The organism is Candidatus Alcyoniella australis, assembly GCA_030765605.1.
Classification (GTDB): Bacteria; Lernaellota; Lernaellaia; order JAVCCG01; family Alcyoniellaceae; genus Alcyoniella; species Alcyoniella australis.
The window spans coordinates 35,010-50,888 of sequence record JAVCCG010000106.1; the positions used below are offsets into that span (position 1 = coordinate 35,010).

Annotated in this window: 18 protein-coding genes; 7 read left to right on the plus strand and 11 right to left on the minus strand. The window is 59.9% G+C overall.

Going from position 1 to position 15,879, the window contains the following annotated elements; genetic code table 11:
* The 5 genes from P9M14_12350 to secA are packed head-to-tail and all read right to left on the minus strand — an operon-like array spanning position 1 to position 6,403.
* Positions 1–900 carry an ABC transporter permease gene (locus tag P9M14_12350; GenBank protein ID MDP8256532.1) on the minus strand — a complete coding sequence of 300 codons (900 nt, stop codon included), beginning with the start codon at positions 898–900 and terminating at the stop codon, positions 1–3.
* Entirely contained in the window at positions 900–1,577 is a 678-nt protein-coding gene (gene ftsE / locus P9M14_12355; protein MDP8256533.1) for a cell division ATP-binding protein FtsE, read from the minus strand. Before ftsE ends, P9M14_12350 begins: the two co-directional genes overlap by 1 nt.
* Positions 1,574–3,016 carry an acetate--CoA ligase family protein gene (locus tag P9M14_12360; protein MDP8256534.1) on the minus strand — a complete coding sequence of 481 codons (1,443 nt, stop codon included), beginning with the start codon at positions 3,014–3,016 and terminating at the stop codon, positions 1,574–1,576. The genes ftsE and P9M14_12360 overlap by 4 nt, the downstream gene beginning before the upstream one ends.
* On the minus strand, positions 3,016–3,702 hold the full coding sequence (locus P9M14_12365) for an acetate--CoA ligase family protein (GenBank protein MDP8256535.1): 687 nt from the start codon (positions 3,700–3,702) through the stop codon (positions 3,016–3,018). The genes P9M14_12360 and P9M14_12365 overlap by 1 nt, the downstream gene beginning before the upstream one ends.
* Positions 3,703–3,706: 4 nt before the next feature.
* Positions 3,707–6,403 (minus strand): preprotein translocase subunit SecA, encoded by a 2,697-nt coding sequence (gene secA, locus P9M14_12370; protein MDP8256536.1) that lies wholly within the window; start codon positions 6,401–6,403, stop codon positions 3,707–3,709.
* 281 nt (positions 6,404–6,684) lie between these two features.
* Between secA and P9M14_12375 the strand changes: the two genes are divergently transcribed.
* A complete protein-coding gene (locus tag P9M14_12375; GenBank protein MDP8256537.1) occupies positions 6,685–7,194 on the plus strand; it encodes a hypothetical protein in 510 nt (169 codons plus the stop codon).
* Between the two features lie 18 nt (positions 7,195–7,212).
* Here P9M14_12375 and P9M14_12380 read toward each other — a convergent pair whose 3' ends face one another.
* The 5 genes from P9M14_12380 to P9M14_12400 all read right to left on the minus strand — a co-directional run bounded on the left by P9M14_12380 (position 7,213) and on the right by P9M14_12400 (position 10,151).
* Positions 7,213–7,917, minus strand: a complete 705-nt coding sequence (locus tag P9M14_12380; GenBank protein MDP8256538.1) for an outer membrane beta-barrel protein — start codon at positions 7,915–7,917, stop codon at positions 7,213–7,215.
* Between the two features lie 75 nt (positions 7,918–7,992).
* The gene (locus P9M14_12385) at positions 7,993–8,181 is read right to left on the minus strand and encodes a hypothetical protein (protein MDP8256539.1); all 189 of its coding nucleotides are present in this window, start codon (positions 8,179–8,181) and stop codon (positions 7,993–7,995) included.
* Positions 8,182–8,336: 155 nt separating this feature from the next.
* Positions 8,337–9,146, minus strand: coding sequence for a 2-oxo acid dehydrogenase subunit E2 (locus P9M14_12390; protein MDP8256540.1), 810 nt, complete (start codon positions 9,144–9,146; stop codon positions 8,337–8,339).
* A 256-nt stretch (positions 9,147–9,402) separates the two neighbouring features.
* A complete protein-coding gene (locus P9M14_12395; GenBank protein MDP8256541.1) occupies positions 9,403–9,963 on the minus strand; it encodes a hypothetical protein in 561 nt (186 codons plus the stop codon).
* Positions 9,858–10,151 (minus strand): hypothetical protein, encoded by a 294-nt coding sequence (locus tag P9M14_12400; GenBank protein ID MDP8256542.1) that lies wholly within the window; start codon positions 10,149–10,151, stop codon positions 9,858–9,860. Before P9M14_12400 ends, P9M14_12395 begins: the two co-directional genes overlap by 106 nt.
* Here P9M14_12400 and P9M14_12405 point away from each other — a divergent pair.
* The 5 genes from P9M14_12405 to P9M14_12425 all read left to right on the plus strand — a co-directional run bounded on the left by P9M14_12405 (position 10,144) and on the right by P9M14_12425 (position 14,488).
* Complete coding sequence (locus tag P9M14_12405) at positions 10,144–10,275, plus strand: hypothetical protein (GenBank protein MDP8256543.1); 132 nt, start codon at positions 10,144–10,146, stop codon at positions 10,273–10,275. The two genes, P9M14_12400 and P9M14_12405, sit on opposite strands and share 8 nt — an antisense overlap.
* Positions 10,276–10,366: 91 nt before the next feature.
* Complete coding sequence (locus P9M14_12410) at positions 10,367–11,647, plus strand: hypothetical protein (protein MDP8256544.1); 1,281 nt, start codon at positions 10,367–10,369, stop codon at positions 11,645–11,647.
* A gap of 32 nt (positions 11,648–11,679) precedes the next feature.
* Positions 11,680–12,897 carry a hypothetical protein gene (locus P9M14_12415; GenBank protein MDP8256545.1) on the plus strand — a complete coding sequence of 406 codons (1,218 nt, stop codon included), beginning with the start codon at positions 11,680–11,682 and terminating at the stop codon, positions 12,895–12,897.
* Between the two features lie 45 nt (positions 12,898–12,942).
* Positions 12,943–13,653, plus strand: coding sequence for a M50 family metallopeptidase (locus P9M14_12420; GenBank protein MDP8256546.1), 711 nt, complete (start codon positions 12,943–12,945; stop codon positions 13,651–13,653).
* A gap of 52 nt (positions 13,654–13,705) precedes the next feature.
* Positions 13,706–14,488, plus strand: coding sequence for a hypothetical protein (locus P9M14_12425; protein ID MDP8256547.1), 783 nt, complete (start codon positions 13,706–13,708; stop codon positions 14,486–14,488).
* Positions 14,489–14,500: 12 nt separating this feature from the next.
* Here the strand turns inward: P9M14_12425 and P9M14_12430 are convergent, their stop codons facing one another.
* A complete protein-coding gene (locus P9M14_12430) occupies positions 14,501–14,857 on the minus strand; it encodes a hypothetical protein (protein ID MDP8256548.1) in 357 nt (118 codons plus the stop codon).
* A 124-nt stretch (positions 14,858–14,981) separates the two neighbouring features.
* Between P9M14_12430 and P9M14_12435 the strand changes: the two genes are divergently transcribed.
* The coding region (locus tag P9M14_12435; protein ID MDP8256549.1) for a cobalamin-dependent protein at positions 14,982–15,879 on the plus strand (898 nt) is incomplete at its 3' end.

The window sequence follows — 15,879 nt, forward strand, 5'->3', positions numbered from 1 at the left end:
CTAGCGGCGGGGGAGGAAGCGTTCGGCGCGGACCAGAGAGATCAGCGCGCCCAGTAGCCCCAGGGCCACTCCGGCGGCCACGATCAGCGCGCCGCGTCCCGCTCCCAGGGCCTCGAGCTGCGCGCCGCCGAGCCAGAAGCTGGGCTGCAATCCGATTCTGATCACGACCCAACTCGACAGCGGCAGCAGCGTTGCGGCCGCCACAACTCCGCCGATCAATCCAAGCAGTGCGCCCTCGATGTAGAACGGCACCAGCACAAAGGCGCGCGTGGCGCCCACCAGCAGTGCGATCTCGATCTCGTCGCGCCGGGCGCTGAGCGTAAGCTTGATCGTGTTCGCGCCGATCAACGCCACGGCCAGGGCCAGGAACAGTCCGACGATCGTGCCCGCGGCGGTGATCCAGCCCAGCACGCGCTCCAGCCTGCCGATCCAGTCGCCGCCGCGATAGACCTCGTCGACGATCGGTCGCTGATAGAGTCGCTGTTCGAGCTGCGCGATTAATTCCGGCTCGAGATCGCCGGTCTCGATTTCCAGCAGGTCGCTCAGCGGGTTTTCGTCCAGATCGTCGAGAAACGTCACGTAGTCGCCCAGACGGCGGCGCAGGTCGTCCAGGGCCTGCTGCTTGGTGACGTAGTCCACGCTCTTGACCTCGGGCCAGCTGGAGACCTCGTCGTAAAGCCCGAGCACCATGTCCGGGTCCGCGTCGTCGCGCATGAAGCAGATCAGGTCGACCTGTTCGATCCAGCCGCCAGCCAGGCTGCGCATGTTCGACACGGCGATCCAGAACGATCCGAGCAGCACCAGGCCCACGGCGATCACCGCCGCGGACGAGAGGTTCAGCCCGGGACGCGAGCGGATGTTGGCCAGCGCCCTGCTCAGCAGGATGCGCAGCATCGCCATCAGCGTGCGCCCCGCAAGGCCGAGTCCAGGCGCAGCTTGCCGCGCTCGAGGGTCAGGGTCCGCCGCGGATAGCTCTCGATCAACGAGCGGTCGTGGGTTGCCAGCAGCACGGTGGTGCCGCGTAAATTGGCCTTGTGGATCAGCTCCATGATTTGTGCGGCGTAGTCCGGATCGAGGTTGCCCGTGGGCTCGTCCGCGAGCAGGATCGTCGGGTCGATCACCAGCGCGCGGGCCACGGCCACGCGCTGCTGTTCGCCGCCGCTGAGTTCCGCGGGCAGTGCGCGCTCCTTGGCCTGGATCCCGACCAGGGCCATCACCTGGCGCACCTGACGTTCGATTCGCTCGCGCGGTATGCTCAGCACCTCGAGCCCCAGGGCGATGTTGTCGAACACCGAGCGCGAGGAGATCAGTTTGAAGTCCTGGAACACAATTCCGAGGTTGCGTCGCAGAAACGGGATCGACGAGGAGCGCAGCTTGGAGATGTTGCGGCCGCCCACCAGCACCTGGCCCGAGCTGGGCTGCTGTGCGGCGTAGAGTAACTTAAGCAGCGTGGTCTTGCCCGCGCCCGAGGGGCCGGTCAGGCAGCAGAACTCGCCTTTGTGTACGTGAAACGACACGTCGTCCAGGGCTGCCGTGCGCGGGCCATAGTGCTTGGAGGCGTGTAAGAGCTGAATCACGCCCCAGATCTTAGCGCGCGCCAGCGGTGAACGCTATACAGTGCGGCCAAGGCGCGCACCGCGCGTTCGGGGCTGGAGAAGAACGGCAGGTCCTTGTCGATCAGTGCGCGGATCGCGCGGTCCGAGCGGTCGAGCATGGTCACGCCGACCACCGGCTTGCCGTTGCTGTCGATTGTGCGGCGCAGATTATCGATCAGCTCGGATTGACCGGTCCACAGCCCTTCGATCACATCGGCGGGCACCAGTTTTTTAATCGAGGCGCTGGTGGCGAAGAAGTCGACGCTGAACACGCCGTAGATCAGCAGGCCGTCGATCAAGGGGTCGGCCAGCAGCAGCTCGGGCAGCAGGCCCAGCAGCAGTTCGTGGCGGTCGGTGAACGTCAGGTCCACCGGGTTTTTCAGCACCGCGGTTTGCGGCATGTGCTTGCGCAGCTGGATCATCGTCGACTCGGAGAGACGCGGCACGCGCAGTCCCCAACGCCAGGCCTCGTCCGCAGCCGTGACCGCGGGCCCGCCGGAGTTGGTGATGATCCCGATGTTCGGCCCGGCCATCGGCGGCATCAGCGCCAGGCAATTGGCGACCTCGTACAGTTCCTCGGGGCCGCGGGCGCGGATGATCCCGGCTTGGCGGAACATGTTGTCGATAAGCAGGTCATCGGAGGTGATTGCGGCAGTGTGCCCCACGGCCGCGCTTTGGCCGCTGGGCGTGCCGCCGACGTACATTGCGACCACCGGCTTTTTCAGCGCCAAACGGCGCGCGGCCTTGAGGAACGCGCGTCCGCGGCGGAAGCCCTCGATGTAGAGCGCCACGGCCTTGGTGTGCGGGTCGTGCTCGAAATATTCCAGGGCGTCGACCATGTCCAGGTCAGCCTCGTTGCCCAGGCTCAGCCCGGCGCTGAGCCCGACGTCGAGGCGCCGCAGCAGCGGGAAAGAGTGCGTGAGGTAGGTCCCCGAGTGGCTGGCCAGGCCCACGAGCCCGGGCTGCACGTTGTAGGGGAAGTAGGTGAAGTTGAACGGGTGGCGCGTTTCGAGCACGCCGATGCAGTTGGGCCCGATCATGCGGATGCCGTGGCTGCGGATCACGCTGATCAGCTTGCGCTGCAGCTCCTGGCCCGCATCGTCGCCCTCGGCGAATCCGCCGGAGATCACCACCGCGTGCTTGGTTCCCAGGCGTCCCGCCTGGTCGAGCAGCTCGATCACCTGCTCGTTGCGCACCACCAGCACCAGCAGATCCGGAACCTCGGGCAGCTCGTCCAGGGAGCGGTAGGCCTTGACCCCCAGCACCTGGTCCAGCCGCGGGTGGATCGGGTACAGCCGACCGGGGAAACCACCGTCGACGATGTTCCCCATCTGGGCCGTGCCCATGGTGGTGACGTTGTTGTTCGCGCCGACGAATGCCACGGCCTGCGGATGCAGGATGCGTCTGATCGGCGAGTCCATTATTCGTCAGTCGCTTGGGGCGTGAGCCGTACCAGGGCGTCGACGGCCAGCGGGCCCTCGGGGCCGATCATCAGCGGATTGATGTCGAGCTCGGCCACATCGGGCAGCTCTAGGGCCAGGGTGCCGACGTTGATCAGGATCTGCGCCAGCCGATCGCGGTCCACCGCGGGCATGCCGCGGAACTCGTCGAGGATCTTGCGACCGCGGATCTGGTCGATCATCTCCAGGGCGTCGACCTTGTCCAGCGGCGCGACGCGCAACGCCACGTCCTTGAGGATCTCGGTGAACACGCCGCCCAGGCCGAAGGCCACAACCGGCCCGAACTGCGGATCGCGGGTCATGCCGACCAGCAGCTCGCGGCCCTCGCCGATCATCTTTTGCACCAGCAGCCCCTCGCGGCCGGGGATATCAGCGGCCAGCAGCTCGTCGGCCGCCTGCCGCAGCTCGTCGTCGTCGTCGATCCCCAGGCGGATCGCCTTGTGCTCGGTCTTGTGCAACAGCTTGGCCCCCGTGGCCTTGAGCGCCACCGGATAGCCGATCTGTTGGGCCGCGGCCAGGGCCGCGTCAGCGTCCTGGACCACTTGTTCGGGTGTGATCGGGACGTCGTAGGCTTTGATCAATTTCTTGGCGTCGTGCTCGGTCAGGCTCTCGAGGCCGGCGGCACGTGCTGATGCGATGATGTCCATATGCTTATGCTCCACAGCACTTTTTATATTTTTTGCCCGAGCCGCAGGGGCAGGGGTCGTTTCTTCCAACTTTGGGCGTGGCGCGCCGCACCGTCTGCTGCCGCTCCTGTTGCGGTTCGGACTGGGGACGCGCCTGATCGGCTGCGTTCATGGCCTGGGGCATAGGCATGCCCGGCAGCATGTCGCGGCTGAAATTGATCGGCGTCCGGCGTCGCTGCCTGGCGCGATCGGCCTCGACCTCCTCGGGAGTGCGCATCCGGACGGTCAACAGCGCGGCGGCCGCGTCGTCGTCCACGCGCTCCATCATGTTTTCGAACATGTCGTAGCCCTCGCGCTTGAACTCGCTCAGCGGATTGCGCTGGGCGTAGCCCACCAGGCCGATGCCGCCCTTGAGGTCGTCCATCGAGCGCAGGAACTGTTTCCAGTGGCGGTCGATCACCGAGAGCAGCACCAGGCGTTCGAGTCTGAGCATCGTCTTGGGGCCGTACTCCTCGGCCTTGCGCTCAAGGGACTCCACCGTGGTCTGATGGACCATCTCCTCGAGTCCCTCGTAGGTCAGCGAGGACCAGGTATCCTCGTCGCAGACCAGCTCGCAGCCGAATCGCCGTTTTAGTTCGTCGCTAAGCCCCGCGCGGTCCCAATCTTCGGGGAACTGCTTGGGCCCGGCGTGCTCGGCGGTCAGCCGCTGGGCCGCGCCGCGCAGCAGCCGCAGACCCTCGTCGTCGAGGTTGTCGGAGGTCAGCACCTCGCGGCGTTTGCCGTAGACCACCTCGCGTTGCATGTTCATCACGTCGTCGTATTCGAGCAAATGCTTGCGGATGTCGAAATGGTGCCCCTCGACCTTGCGCTGGGCGCCCTCGATCATCTTGCTGACCATGTTGCTTTCGATCGGCATATCGTCCGGGATCTGGTTCAGCGCAAGCTGCGGCATGCGGTCCGCACCGAAGATCCGCATCAGGTCGTCCTCGAGGCTGAGGTAGAAGCGGCTGGAGCCCGGATCGCCCTGGCGTCCCGAGCGGCCACGCAGCTGGTTGTCGATCCGGCGACTCTCGTGACGCTCGGTGCCCAAAATGTGCAGACCGTCGGACTGGATAACCTTCTTCTTCTCCTCGGCGCTGGCGGTCTGGGCTTCGGCCAGGGCCTGGGCGTATTCCTCGGGCGCCTCGTCGGGGTCGGCCTTGAGCAGCGCAATGCCCTCGGGATTGCCGCCGAGCTTGATGTCGGTGCCGCGGCCGGCCATGTTGGTCGAGATCGTCACCGCGCCGAATCGTCCGGCCTGGGTCACGATCTCGGCCTCGCGCTCATGCTGCTTGGCGTTGAGCACGTGGTGCGGGATGCGCCGCACCTTGAGCAGTTTGCTCAGCCGCTCGCTCTTCTCGATGCTCACCGTGCCGACCAGCACCGGCTGACCGCGCTCGTGGCAGTCGACGATATCCTCGATCACCGCCTTGAACTTGGCCTTCTCGGTCTTATAGACCATGTCGGAGCGGTCGTCGCGGATCATCGGCACGTTGCTGGGGATCACCAGCACGTCTAGGTCGTAGATCTTCTTAAACTCGACGGCCTCGGTGTCGGCGGTGCCGGTCATCCCGGCGAGCTTGTCGTACATGCGGAAGTAGTTCTGGAAAGTAACCGTGGCCAGGGTCTGGTTCTCCGACTCGATCGGCACGCCCTCCTTGGCCTCGAGCGCCTGGTGCAGGCGGTCGGAGAAGCGGCGGCCGTCCATCATCCGGCCGGTGAACTCGTCGACGATGATCACCTTGCCCTGCTTGACCACGTAGTGCACGTCGCGCTCGAACACGCTGTAGGCCTTGAGCGACTGCTCGATCATGTGCAGCAGATGGGCGCTGCCCGGGTCGTAGATGTTTTCCAGCGCCAGCCGTTCCTCGACAAAGCTGATCCCCTCGTCGGTGAGCATCGCGCTACGCGCCTTCTCGTCGACGGTGTAGTGCTCTTCGGCTTTGAGCAGCTTGGCCACCTTGTCCACGCGGTAGTACTCGTCGGGCGAGTCGTCGGTGGGTCCGGAGATGATCAACGGCGTGCGCGCCTCATCGACCAAAATCGAATCGACCTCGTCGACGATCGCGTAGTGCAGATCGCGCTGCGCCCACTGCGACGGGTCGTGCTTCATGTTGTCGCGCAGGTAGTCGAAACCGAACTCGTTGTTCTGGCCGTAGGTCACGTCGGCGCGATAGGCCTTTTGGCGATCCCCCTCGTCCATGCCGTGGACGACGTACCCCACGTCGAGCCCGAGGAAGCGGTAGATCGTGCCCATCCATTCGGCGTCGCGTCTGGCCAGGTAGTCGTTGACCGTGACCAGATGTACGCCGCGGTCGGTGAGGGCGTTGAGGTAGATCGGCATGGTCGCGGCCAAGGTCTTGCCCTCGCCGGTTATCATCTCGGCGATCTTGCCCTCGTGCAGGGCGATGCCGCCGATCAACTGCACGTCGAACGGACGCTGGCCCAGAGTGCGCCGCGCAGCATCGCGCACCGTGGCAAACGCCTCGGGCAGCAGCTCGTCCAGCGACTCGCCGTTTTCCAGCCGTCCCTTGAACTCGGCGGTTCGGCCGACCAATTCCGCGTCAGACGCAGCCCGGGCCCGCTCCTCAAACTGGTTGATGCGCTCCACCAGTGGTTGGATGCGTTTCAGCTCGCGGTCGTTCTTGCTGCCGAAAATCTTGGTCAGGGTCTTGCCGATCATGGGGGCATAGATTAGCGCCGCCAATCCACGATGTCCAATGCCCCCGGGCATCCTCCCTGTACAGGGCTGATTTCCACACTGTATCGTAGTAGGAGCCCAGGGCCGCCGAGGCTTCCCAAACCCAGGGAAAAGACCATGGATAGGATGATGCGCTTGATGAGCATTGACCACCGTCCCAGGTCGTAGGGAGCTGTAAAAATCCAAGAGCCATCACGCGTGTAAGGCGACTCATTTAATTATTTATGATATTAATTGAAGAACTTTTATAAAAAGGAAATGTAATGGGATGGGTTATACCAATACTATCGATAGTTGGCGCATTGTTCTCAGCATGCTTTGCATTTTTGGGGTGGATGTTAAACAGAAGACATAGAAGGGCAGAAGCCCACGAAATTATACATAAAAAATACTATTCGCTGATGAATTTCAGGCCAACCCATCCCAAAATACTATCACAGGGTTTTCAATGGGACTCCGATTGTTTTAGGCGAATATATGAGCAGAAAGATGAAAAGGATCAGGAATGGGTAATATATTACAGCTATGTGGAGATGGCTTTAGGCTTTTGTAATGAAGTGATTTATGCCGCGAAAAGAGGCTTGCTCGAAAAAGTGGCATATGAGCAACACTACTTGCCGTTGTTGAAGTTACTGCTGGCTGAGCATCAACCTATTATTCAAGACATGATGCGGGACGAACCGTATGTTTCACAGTTGATTCGTGAGCTTTGGGATAATCTCGCCGCTGAAGGATGGAATTGGGAACAGGCACACCTTAAGCTTAAGAGCTAGCAAAGGCTGCCCGACAGACTAGAAATGCACCACGCCGCTGAGCGTGAGCACGTTGCCGCCGGCGTTGAGCGGGCCCTCGTCGTCGGGTTTGAACTCGTCGATAACTGCGAAGCTCAGGCGGTCTTCCAGGGCCACGCCGAAGTGCTTATTGAGCCGCACCTCGAATCCGGCCATCAGGCCCCAGCCGAACCCGTCGCCGCGCTCCGAATCGTCGAACTTGGCCGAGTACGGCCCGTAGTCCACGTCGGCGACAAACTCGGCGCTGGCCGTGTAGAGGCCCAGCAGCGGTCCGCCGTAGAGGTCGGTCCGGCCGGTCTGCCAGTGGAAGCGCGGGTTGAGGTCGATGTGAAACACGTTGATCGTCATCCGCGAGTCGACCTCGAATCCTGAGACGTTGAAGTCGTACTCGCGCTGGTTGCCGTAAATCCCGAGGTCGAGCCCCAGGCCGAACCAGCGCAGGAACAGGTACTCGTAGCCCAGCTCGAGGGTGGCGCTGTCAAAGTCCTGGATGCGGTAGGCCTGGTCCCAGATATATTCCCACTCGCCATCCTCGACCACGCCATCGTCGTCGGGCCGGGTGCCTTCAGTTTCGGTGGTGTCCGGGAACCAGTTGTGATAGCCGATGCGGATCGAGATCCGATGCCTGGTCTCGAACGACTCGCGCGCCAGGGCGCTCGAGGCCGACAGCGCCAGCAGCATGACGATAATCAGCAGCTTTTTCATTGCCAATCAGTATAGCAGGCAAGCCCCAGGCTTGGAGCCCCTATGGGACTTGCGAATGTTGCCGGTTTTAAGCGATCAGCCGGCTGGTTTCTTGCGGTAGATGTTGAGCCCGATCTTCTTCTCCTCGGCACCCGGGACCGACATATTGCCCTCGGTGGTGGCGATGATGATCGACTTGCCCGAAGCCGAGGTCCCGAACTCCTTGCTCAGGTCCACCTTGATGGTCAGGATGGCGCCTTCCAACTGCATCTCGATATTCTTCATGCCCGATCTCCTTATCCAGCCGCGGTTATTAATACACAGCCCATAATATTAGCGCCTTTGCCTACGGCGATAAACCTTCTATATCAGATATTGATATTTTTTTTAGCGACGGACGACTTTACGCGCCGCAGCAGGAGCTTGATCGATAGTGCAGGCTAAAGATACTTCTCCGGCTCGGCGGCGATCCGGTTTATCGAGCGCACAAAGGCGTTGACGTGGGCGCCGTCCACCAGCCGGTGATCGAGCATCATCGACAGCGGGATCACCTGCCCGACTGTCAGATTGCCGTCGACGACCTGCGGCTGGTCCATGATGCTGTGCAGGAAGAAGCGCGAGAAAGTGCGCAAAATCTGCATCGCGCCCTTGGTGGCCAGGAAGTTGTTCGTGTCCACATTGTTGGCCTTGGAGAGCACCAGGTTGGTAGTCAGGTTGCGTTCGTAGACAATCTTGAACTGGCGCTTTTCGCTGATCACGCGGTACAGGCCGGAACGGAGGTAGAGCTTGGGCACCAGGCCGACGCGCATTTGACCCAGTTCGTCGTACTCGGCGCGTTTGAGTTGCTTGAGCAGTTCCATCTCATCAAAGATCTGTTCCAGCGACTTGGTCTGCGGGTCGTCCATCAGCAGCATTGTCAGGGCGCGTTCGTCGCCGGGCAGCAGGAACGGATTGGAGATCGTGATCGTCTCCAGCTCGTACATCTTGCGGTCGAGCACAACACAGTTGTACTCGGGGTGCTCGACAAAGCACATGGCCAACAGCTTGTTAAAGGCGTGGACCATGGTGATCGGCCTGCCGCTGCTCTCGCGTCGGGCGTTGACCAGGTTGCGCAGGGGACCGGCGTCCACATTGACCACGATGGTGACGTAGGGGTCGGGCGATGTCGAGAACATCACGATCTGGTTTTGTCGGGCGATGCCGATCTCGTCCACGCTGAGCTTGCGCAGTCTCAGAGGTCGCTTTACCACGATGTTGCTTCCTTCCCGGCTCCCGGTAAGAGCCCGGTTCACTGAACGCAGGCGTTTCCGCCTACGAAGCGGCACATATTACGCTATGCCCGTGATTTGTCTATTAGCTGTAAGTAGTTATTTGCATTTGGTTTGTATTAAGTTCGTATCAAAGGGCAGCGGGATTGATAAAAGCAAAAGCAACCCCCAAACGTTTAATTACACCTATGATGTTGATTGTAGTGCAAAAAATCGTGCAACTGCGATCTGCTCGGGCTTAGGTGTCCAGCGGCGGCTCGTTGATCTGTTCGTTGGTGAAAATGTGGTATACGCCCAGGCCGATGCCGCCGAAGAGCATCACGAACGCCACCAGGAAGACGACCAGGCCCAAAGTCGGAAGGCCGTTGAAGCGCACGCTGATCGTCTTAGCGGCGCTGATGCTCGAGTTGCCCTGGTCGTCGGTCTGCAGAAATCCGACCGAGGCCATGCCCGGATGCAGCGGAATCCATTGCAATCGACCGGCCTGGTCCGTGGAGCCGATCGACTGCGGCTCCGTGGCCACGGCGCTGTTGGGGTAGTACACCGCGCCCAGTTCGCGTCCGGCCGCGGGCGCGTCATCCTGGGTGACGATCAGCGTATTCGATTGGTCGTAGACCGCGCGGCCGTTTTCCAGCTCAACGCCCGCCAGGCTCGAGCCGTACAGGCAGAGGACCAGGATCGCGACGCTCGCAATTAGCGCTCTGCTGATAGCTTGATCCCCCCGCTGTGCCCTTTGCCCGGCATGCGACAGAGGGTAAGCGCCGCGCCGGTGCTTATCGTTAGCCAGACAATCAGGCACAGCAGCGGCAGGAACGACCACTGTTCGCTCACCAGCTTGAATCCGTAGAGGCCGCCCTTGAAGATGTTCTCGCGCAGTTCCGAGAGCACGCCGAAGCCCAAAATGCTGATCAGGATTAGCGGCATCACGTATTTAATCAGGTAATCGAACCACGCCCCGAGTTTGAGCGAGCTGGTGGCGTTGATCAACGCACTTGACGCCGAGCTCGATCGCCGCAACTTGGGCCCCGCGCAGACCGTCACGCTCCCCTACGACGAGGACGAGCAGATCGTGCTCGGACCCGAGCATGGATGCATTGAGCCGACGGAATAATTATTACTACGCTGTTTTTCAGTGAATATTTACCCGGGTTGGGCGTATATTATTGCCAGACGAGTCTGATCCTCTGCTGAGGGGCTGTTGCATGTGGAAAAAAGTATTACTTGGTTTGTTGGCCTTGGTGCTGATTCTGCTTGTCAGCGCCGCGCTGTACCTGAACTACCGCATGCAGCGCTTCAAAGGCGAATTGCTAGACGAGCAGTATTTACAGGCCAAGTATCTGGAGTTCGAGCAGTTGGCGGCTGAGTTGGAGTCGCGTTCTCCGGCTGATCAATCGGCACTTGACGAGCTTGTAAAACAGTACAGGGCCGACCCTAACTATTTTTTTACTAGGGTGAAAGTTTTTGACCACGATTGTGAATTAATCGCTGCGCAGATCGCCGAGCACAGACCGCAGCTCGAGCAATTGAAAAAGTACGACGAACAATATCAGCAGATCATGGCCGACGGATTTGTCTATTACAAGGAGGCAACCATCTTCCAGGGAGATGAGGTCCTTTTTGTCAGTCGTGATCTGTTTTTATTGCAGTTGATGACTGCGTTGAGTGAGGGGATGGGTGGTCAGAATGCAGAAGCTGCTCAGCGGTTGTTGTTGAATTCCAAGTTCGTAGAGGGACTCTACGATACGAAGTCAACCATTGCTATGATGTTGGGGGTTTATTTTGAACATCGATTAAATCAGGCAATCGTTTATCTATTGCCCATATTGCCGAGCGATTATCTACCGCAGATCAAGCAGGTGCTGGTAAACATACCAGACGCCAGGCTGGCGTATCTGGAAACTCTGAAAATTGAGGTTGTAGAGCAATTACGATTGGCAGAGTTTACACAGCAGCATAGCGTGATACAAGGACTACGACGGGGAAGCAGTATGCAAGAACTTATGCACCCGGATATGAAGTTGCCGGACTTTGTAAATGAACTTCCTGCGGGCAGGAGGCTGTTGGGGCGTATTATCGATAGTATTTGGCTGAGGCTTCTGGCGCAACGAGAAAAATTTGTTATAACCAAACTAACAATCGATATCATCCAGAGTTGCCAGCAGTGGATCGCCGACGGAGGCCGTGGCGACCCCACGTTGTGCGCTGATAATTATCTGAAAAGTACCACCGATATTTTAGAGCCCTTTCTTGCTCCGATGTCCTATATCGGCATAATGAATATTGATAGCTTAATACAAAGACCCCACGATGTGCAGCTCATGCGAGAGGCGGTGATCCAGGCCATTGACGCAGAATTGCAAAGAAGGGAGACCGGCGGCGATCAGGCAATCACTATACAGGTTGACGATAACCAACAGATCGTGCTCGGCGCTGAATATGGATGTATCGAGTCTATTAATGAACCGGAGCTTCAGGGTGATTAATATGGTTCATATCGTCAAGCAGGATTGATTCGATGTGGAAAAAGATACTTCTGGGCTTGGCAGCGATAATCCTGGTATTATTGATCAGCGCCGCACTGTACCTGAATTATCGCCTGTCGCATTTCAATGGCGAACTTCTGGATGAGCAGTATTTGCAGGCCAAGTATCTGGAGTACGAGCCGTTCGTGCAACAGATCGAGGCCCGGACCGTTGAGGACCATCAGGCCTTCAATTCGCTGAAGGAGTTGTACGCTGAAGACCCTGATCCCATTCCTGTTTGCCGGAAAGCTCTGGAAGGAGATTGTAGGCTGGTAGCTGCGTTTATTTACGAGCATCAGCAGCAGATTGATCGGCTCGATACGTACGACCAACAGTATCGTGAGATTATGGCCGACGGCTTTGTCCTGCATCATGAGGCTTTATTCGAATATTTTGACGATCTATTGGTCGAATCCCGCGGTCTGTTCCAGTGGCAAATGGAAGCGGCGCTGCTCGATGGTTTACGTTCCAGGCCTCATGATGCGGCCGAGCGCATTTTGCTCAACATGCAATTTGTCCAAGGTCTATTCGACACGCCGTCTGGTATTTCGCTGATCATCGGTTTCTATAGCCAGACGAAATTAAATCGGACATTGGTCTATTTGTTGCCCGCTCTGACGTCCGACGATCTGCGGACGATTAAAAAAGCGTTGGAAGAGTTCCCTGACGCCAAGCAGTCAATCATCAATTGTAATAAAATGGAGATTGTGACGTTTGTGCGGCACATGGATCTATTGATAGAGCAAAAGATCACGATCGGTATCGGTATCTATATTGAAAATCAACTGTTGTCGACCATTGCCGATCGGTTTTGGCCGGAGTCTTCGGTAAAACGGGAGAGGCTGGTTTTTATCAAAATGCTCAGCGATTTTATCGATGAATATCAAGAGTGGATCGACGACGGAGCCCAAGGGGAAACTGTCACAGTCCAGGAATCTCTGCTGTTGACGGCATTTGACAGGTTGGAAATACTGCTCGCCCCGGCATCGTATGTTGCAGTAAAGAATTTCGACTCCCTGGCGGACAGGGCACGGGACGTTGACCGCCGACGAGTTGCCACAATTCGAGCCATTGACGCAGAATTGCAGAGGAGGGAGACCGGCGGCGATCAGGCAATCACTATACAGATTGACGACAACCAACAGATCGTGCTCGGCGCTGAATACGGCTGCATCGAACAGATTGAAGAACAGGAACTCCCAAAAGAGTAGGAATCGGGCCCATGATTGCGAGCAGATCGTCTATCATGGCGGCCGATGTTGTCGCTGATCGTCACTGTTGTCCTGTTGTTATGGCTGCCCGGGGTTGCCGCGGCCTTTGTGCGCGAGTGCCTGGCGTGTGCGGCCCAGCCCCATGCGTTGCAATGGGTGGCTGTCGGATTGGCGGCCTACTTGCCGTTGCACTTGCTGGCTGTGCGGCGTTGGCACGGGCTGCTGACCTTTGAGCACGAGCTGACCCACGCGCTGTTCGGCCTGTTGTTTCTGCGGCGCATCCGCAGCTTTGTCGCCACCTCGCGCGCCGGAGGCCAGGTGGTTCACGAGGGCGGATTCGGCGGCAAGGTCGGCGACGTGGCGATCAGCATGGCGCCCTACGTGTTCCCCACCTTCAGCGTGGCGTTGGTGCTGCTGCGGCCGCTGTTCACGGCCGACGCGCGGATCTTTGTGGACGTGGCCATCGGCCTGACCCTGGGCTTTCACACCCTGACCACTCTGGGCGAGACCTGGGAGGCGTTCCGTTATCGGCGCTTTGTGGGCGTGGACGGCCGCGAGACCGTAAGCGATGTGGCGCGTCACGGGGTGCTGTTCTCCGCGGTCTACATCGCGTTTTTTGCGCTGCTCTACCACGGGCTGCTGCTGGCGATTTTGGCGGGCGGCTATGGCGAAGCCTGGGAGTTTCTCAAGGCCGGAGCACTGCTCGGGTTCGAGTACGCGGCGCGGCTGATCAGCTGGACCTGGAGCGTGGTCTGATCCTTGACCGCTGTCCGGCCCGGCGCTAACGTCAGCAACGATGGGGGATGCCATGAAACGCTACGCCGTGCTGTGGATGCTGCTCGCAATTGCCCTGGTCGCGGCCCTGACGCTGGCCGCCTGCGCCAACGACGATGACGACGACGACGACGCGTCCGACGACGATCTGACCGACGATGATGATGCTGCTGACGACGATATGGGCGACGACGACATCGACGATGACGACATTGACGACGATGATATCGATGATGACGACGACGCCTACTCGCATACGATCGTGATCGACGGGAACAACGACTTTACGGCCGACGAGACCTTCGCCAGCACCACCGTCGATTTCAGCGGCTACTTTTCCTGGGACGATTCGTACCTGTACTACGGCATGGACGGCGCGGACATCGGCGGCGGATCGTCGGACAAGTGGCTGCTGCTCTACATCGGCGGATCGCCGGGCGCCACGACCGGCGTGTTGTACAACACCCAGCAGCCGACCCTGCCGTTCTCAGCCGCATACCACGTGCGCTGGAAGGCCGACGGCTCCTACGCCAACGCCCAGCAGTTCGATGGCTGGGTCGACGCGGTCTGGGACTTCACCGGCGATGTGTTCCAAAGCGGGAATTTCATCGAGCTGCGAGTGCCCCTGGCCGACATCGGCTCGCCCACGCAGGTCGACGTGCTGCTGTGCATGGTCAACGAGCAATCAATGTCCGAGTGGACCTACGCCGGTGTGCCCGATACGATTTTCAGCGATGGATTTGATCCGGATTACGCGCACTGGCTGCGCTTCGACCTGGGCGCGTCCCAGTCGCCGGCCGATTACACGCCGCTGTAGCCCGAGGTCGGCTTACCTGCGGGTCAGCTCCTCGGTGCCGTTCTTATTGTCGCCGTGCATGGCCCATGCTCCACGCAGCTTGTTGCCCGAGACCGTGTAGACCACCACGCCGAACCACCCCTGGTTGACGTCGGCGTAGCCCACGGAGAAGCGCTCGCCCTCGAGAATTCCCACGCCCACGTAGACCTGTGCGCCGATGTTCCAGGTCACGTTGTAGTTGGCGTTGTTCTTGACGATCGAGACCGTGCCCTCATAGGTCCCGGTCCCGCCGGGATTGGTGCCTTTGCAAATGTAGGTTCCCTCGATGCCCGCGTGGGCCGCGCTGGAGAGGATCACGACCAGGGCCAGGGCGATCAGCAGACGCTTCATCAACGACCTCCGATGTCGGTGTGTGCGCTCGATCTTACTAGTTCTCTGCGCGCCTTAGTAGGTTCGGAATCGATGTTGCGCGCCGTATTGACGAACATTGATTAATCATCCAGTCTAGCCCCCGATGTGCGCCTTAAGGGTCTATCTGCTGCACGCGCCCAGCGTGTACGACTTCCGCGAACGGACGATCATGCAGGGTCCGGTCTCGGACGTGGTCCCCTCGACCCAGGTCTTCGAGATGTACCCCGTGGGATTCACCGCCCTGAGCGAGCGGCTGAGCACCATGGGCTACGATGTGCACATCAAAAACCTGGCCTTTCGCATGCTTGCCTCGCCCCAGTACGACGCCGAGGAGGCGATCCGCAAACTCAAACAACCGTTCGCCATCGGCATCGACCTGCACTGGCTGCCGCACTGTCACGGCGCGATCGAGATCGCCCGGCTGTGCCGCAAACATCATCCGGGCGTGCCGATCATCTTCGGCGGCATTGCCGCGAGCTACTTCCACGAAGAGCTGATCGGGTACGACTGCGTGGACTACGTGGTGCGCGGCGACTCGGCCGAGGAGCCGCTGGGCGAGCTGATGTGGAACCTTGAGAAGGGCCGCCCACTCGATCGGGTCCCCAACCTGACCTGGATCGACCAAACCGGCGCATTGCGCGTCAACGAGCTGAGCCACGTGCCCGCGGGCGTCTACGACACCTCAAACAACTACCTGCACATGTTCAGCCAGTCGGTGGCGCACCTGAACATCCGCGACGGCATTCCGTTCCTCGACTGGTTTAGCTATCCGATCACCGCGATCATGACCTGCCGCGGCTGCACCCAAAACTGCATTATCTGCGGCGGCTCGCGCGACGGATTTCGGCAGTACATGGGGCGCGACAAGATCGCCATGCGTCCGGCCGAACAGTTGATCCTCGACATTCGGCGCATCGCACGCTACACCAGCGCGCCGATCTTCATCGTTGGCGATTTGCGCCAAGGCGGCGAGAGCTACGCGCGGCAGGTGCTCGAGGCGC

Coding starts and splice junctions, on each gene's coding strand:
- P9M14_12420 (MDP8256546.1), top strand. CDS start 12,943: ATGTTGTCGCTGATCGTCACTGTTGTCCTGTTGTTATGGCTGCCCGGG.
- P9M14_12380 (MDP8256538.1), bottom strand. CDS start 7,917: ATGAAAAAGCTGCTGATTATCGTCATGCTGCTGGCGCTGTCGGCCTCG.
- P9M14_12385 (MDP8256539.1), bottom strand. CDS start 8,181: ATGAAGAATATCGAGATGCAGTTGGAAGGCGCCATCCTGACCATCAAG.
- P9M14_12415 (MDP8256545.1), top strand. CDS start 11,680: ATGTGGAAAAAGATACTTCTGGGCTTGGCAGCGATAATCCTGGTATTA.
- P9M14_12375 (MDP8256537.1), top strand. CDS start 6,685: ATGGGATGGGTTATACCAATACTATCGATAGTTGGCGCATTGTTCTCA.
- P9M14_12430 (MDP8256548.1), bottom strand. CDS start 14,857: ATGAAGCGTCTGCTGATCGCCCTGGCCCTGGTCGTGATCCTCTCCAGC.
- secA (MDP8256536.1), bottom strand. CDS start 6,403: ATGATCGGCAAGACCCTGACCAAGATTTTCGGCAGCAAGAACGACCGC.
- P9M14_12365 (MDP8256535.1), bottom strand. CDS start 3,702: ATGGACATCATCGCATCAGCACGTGCCGCCGGCCTCGAGAGCCTGACC.
- P9M14_12350 (MDP8256532.1), bottom strand. CDS start 900: ATGGCGATGCTGCGCATCCTGCTGAGCAGGGCGCTGGCCAACATCCGC.
- P9M14_12425 (MDP8256547.1), top strand. CDS start 13,706: ATGAAACGCTACGCCGTGCTGTGGATGCTGCTCGCAATTGCCCTGGTC.
- P9M14_12410 (MDP8256544.1), top strand. CDS start 10,367: ATGTGGAAAAAAGTATTACTTGGTTTGTTGGCCTTGGTGCTGATTCTG.
- P9M14_12360 (MDP8256534.1), bottom strand. CDS start 3,016: ATGGACTCGCCGATCAGACGCATCCTGCATCCGCAGGCCGTGGCATTC.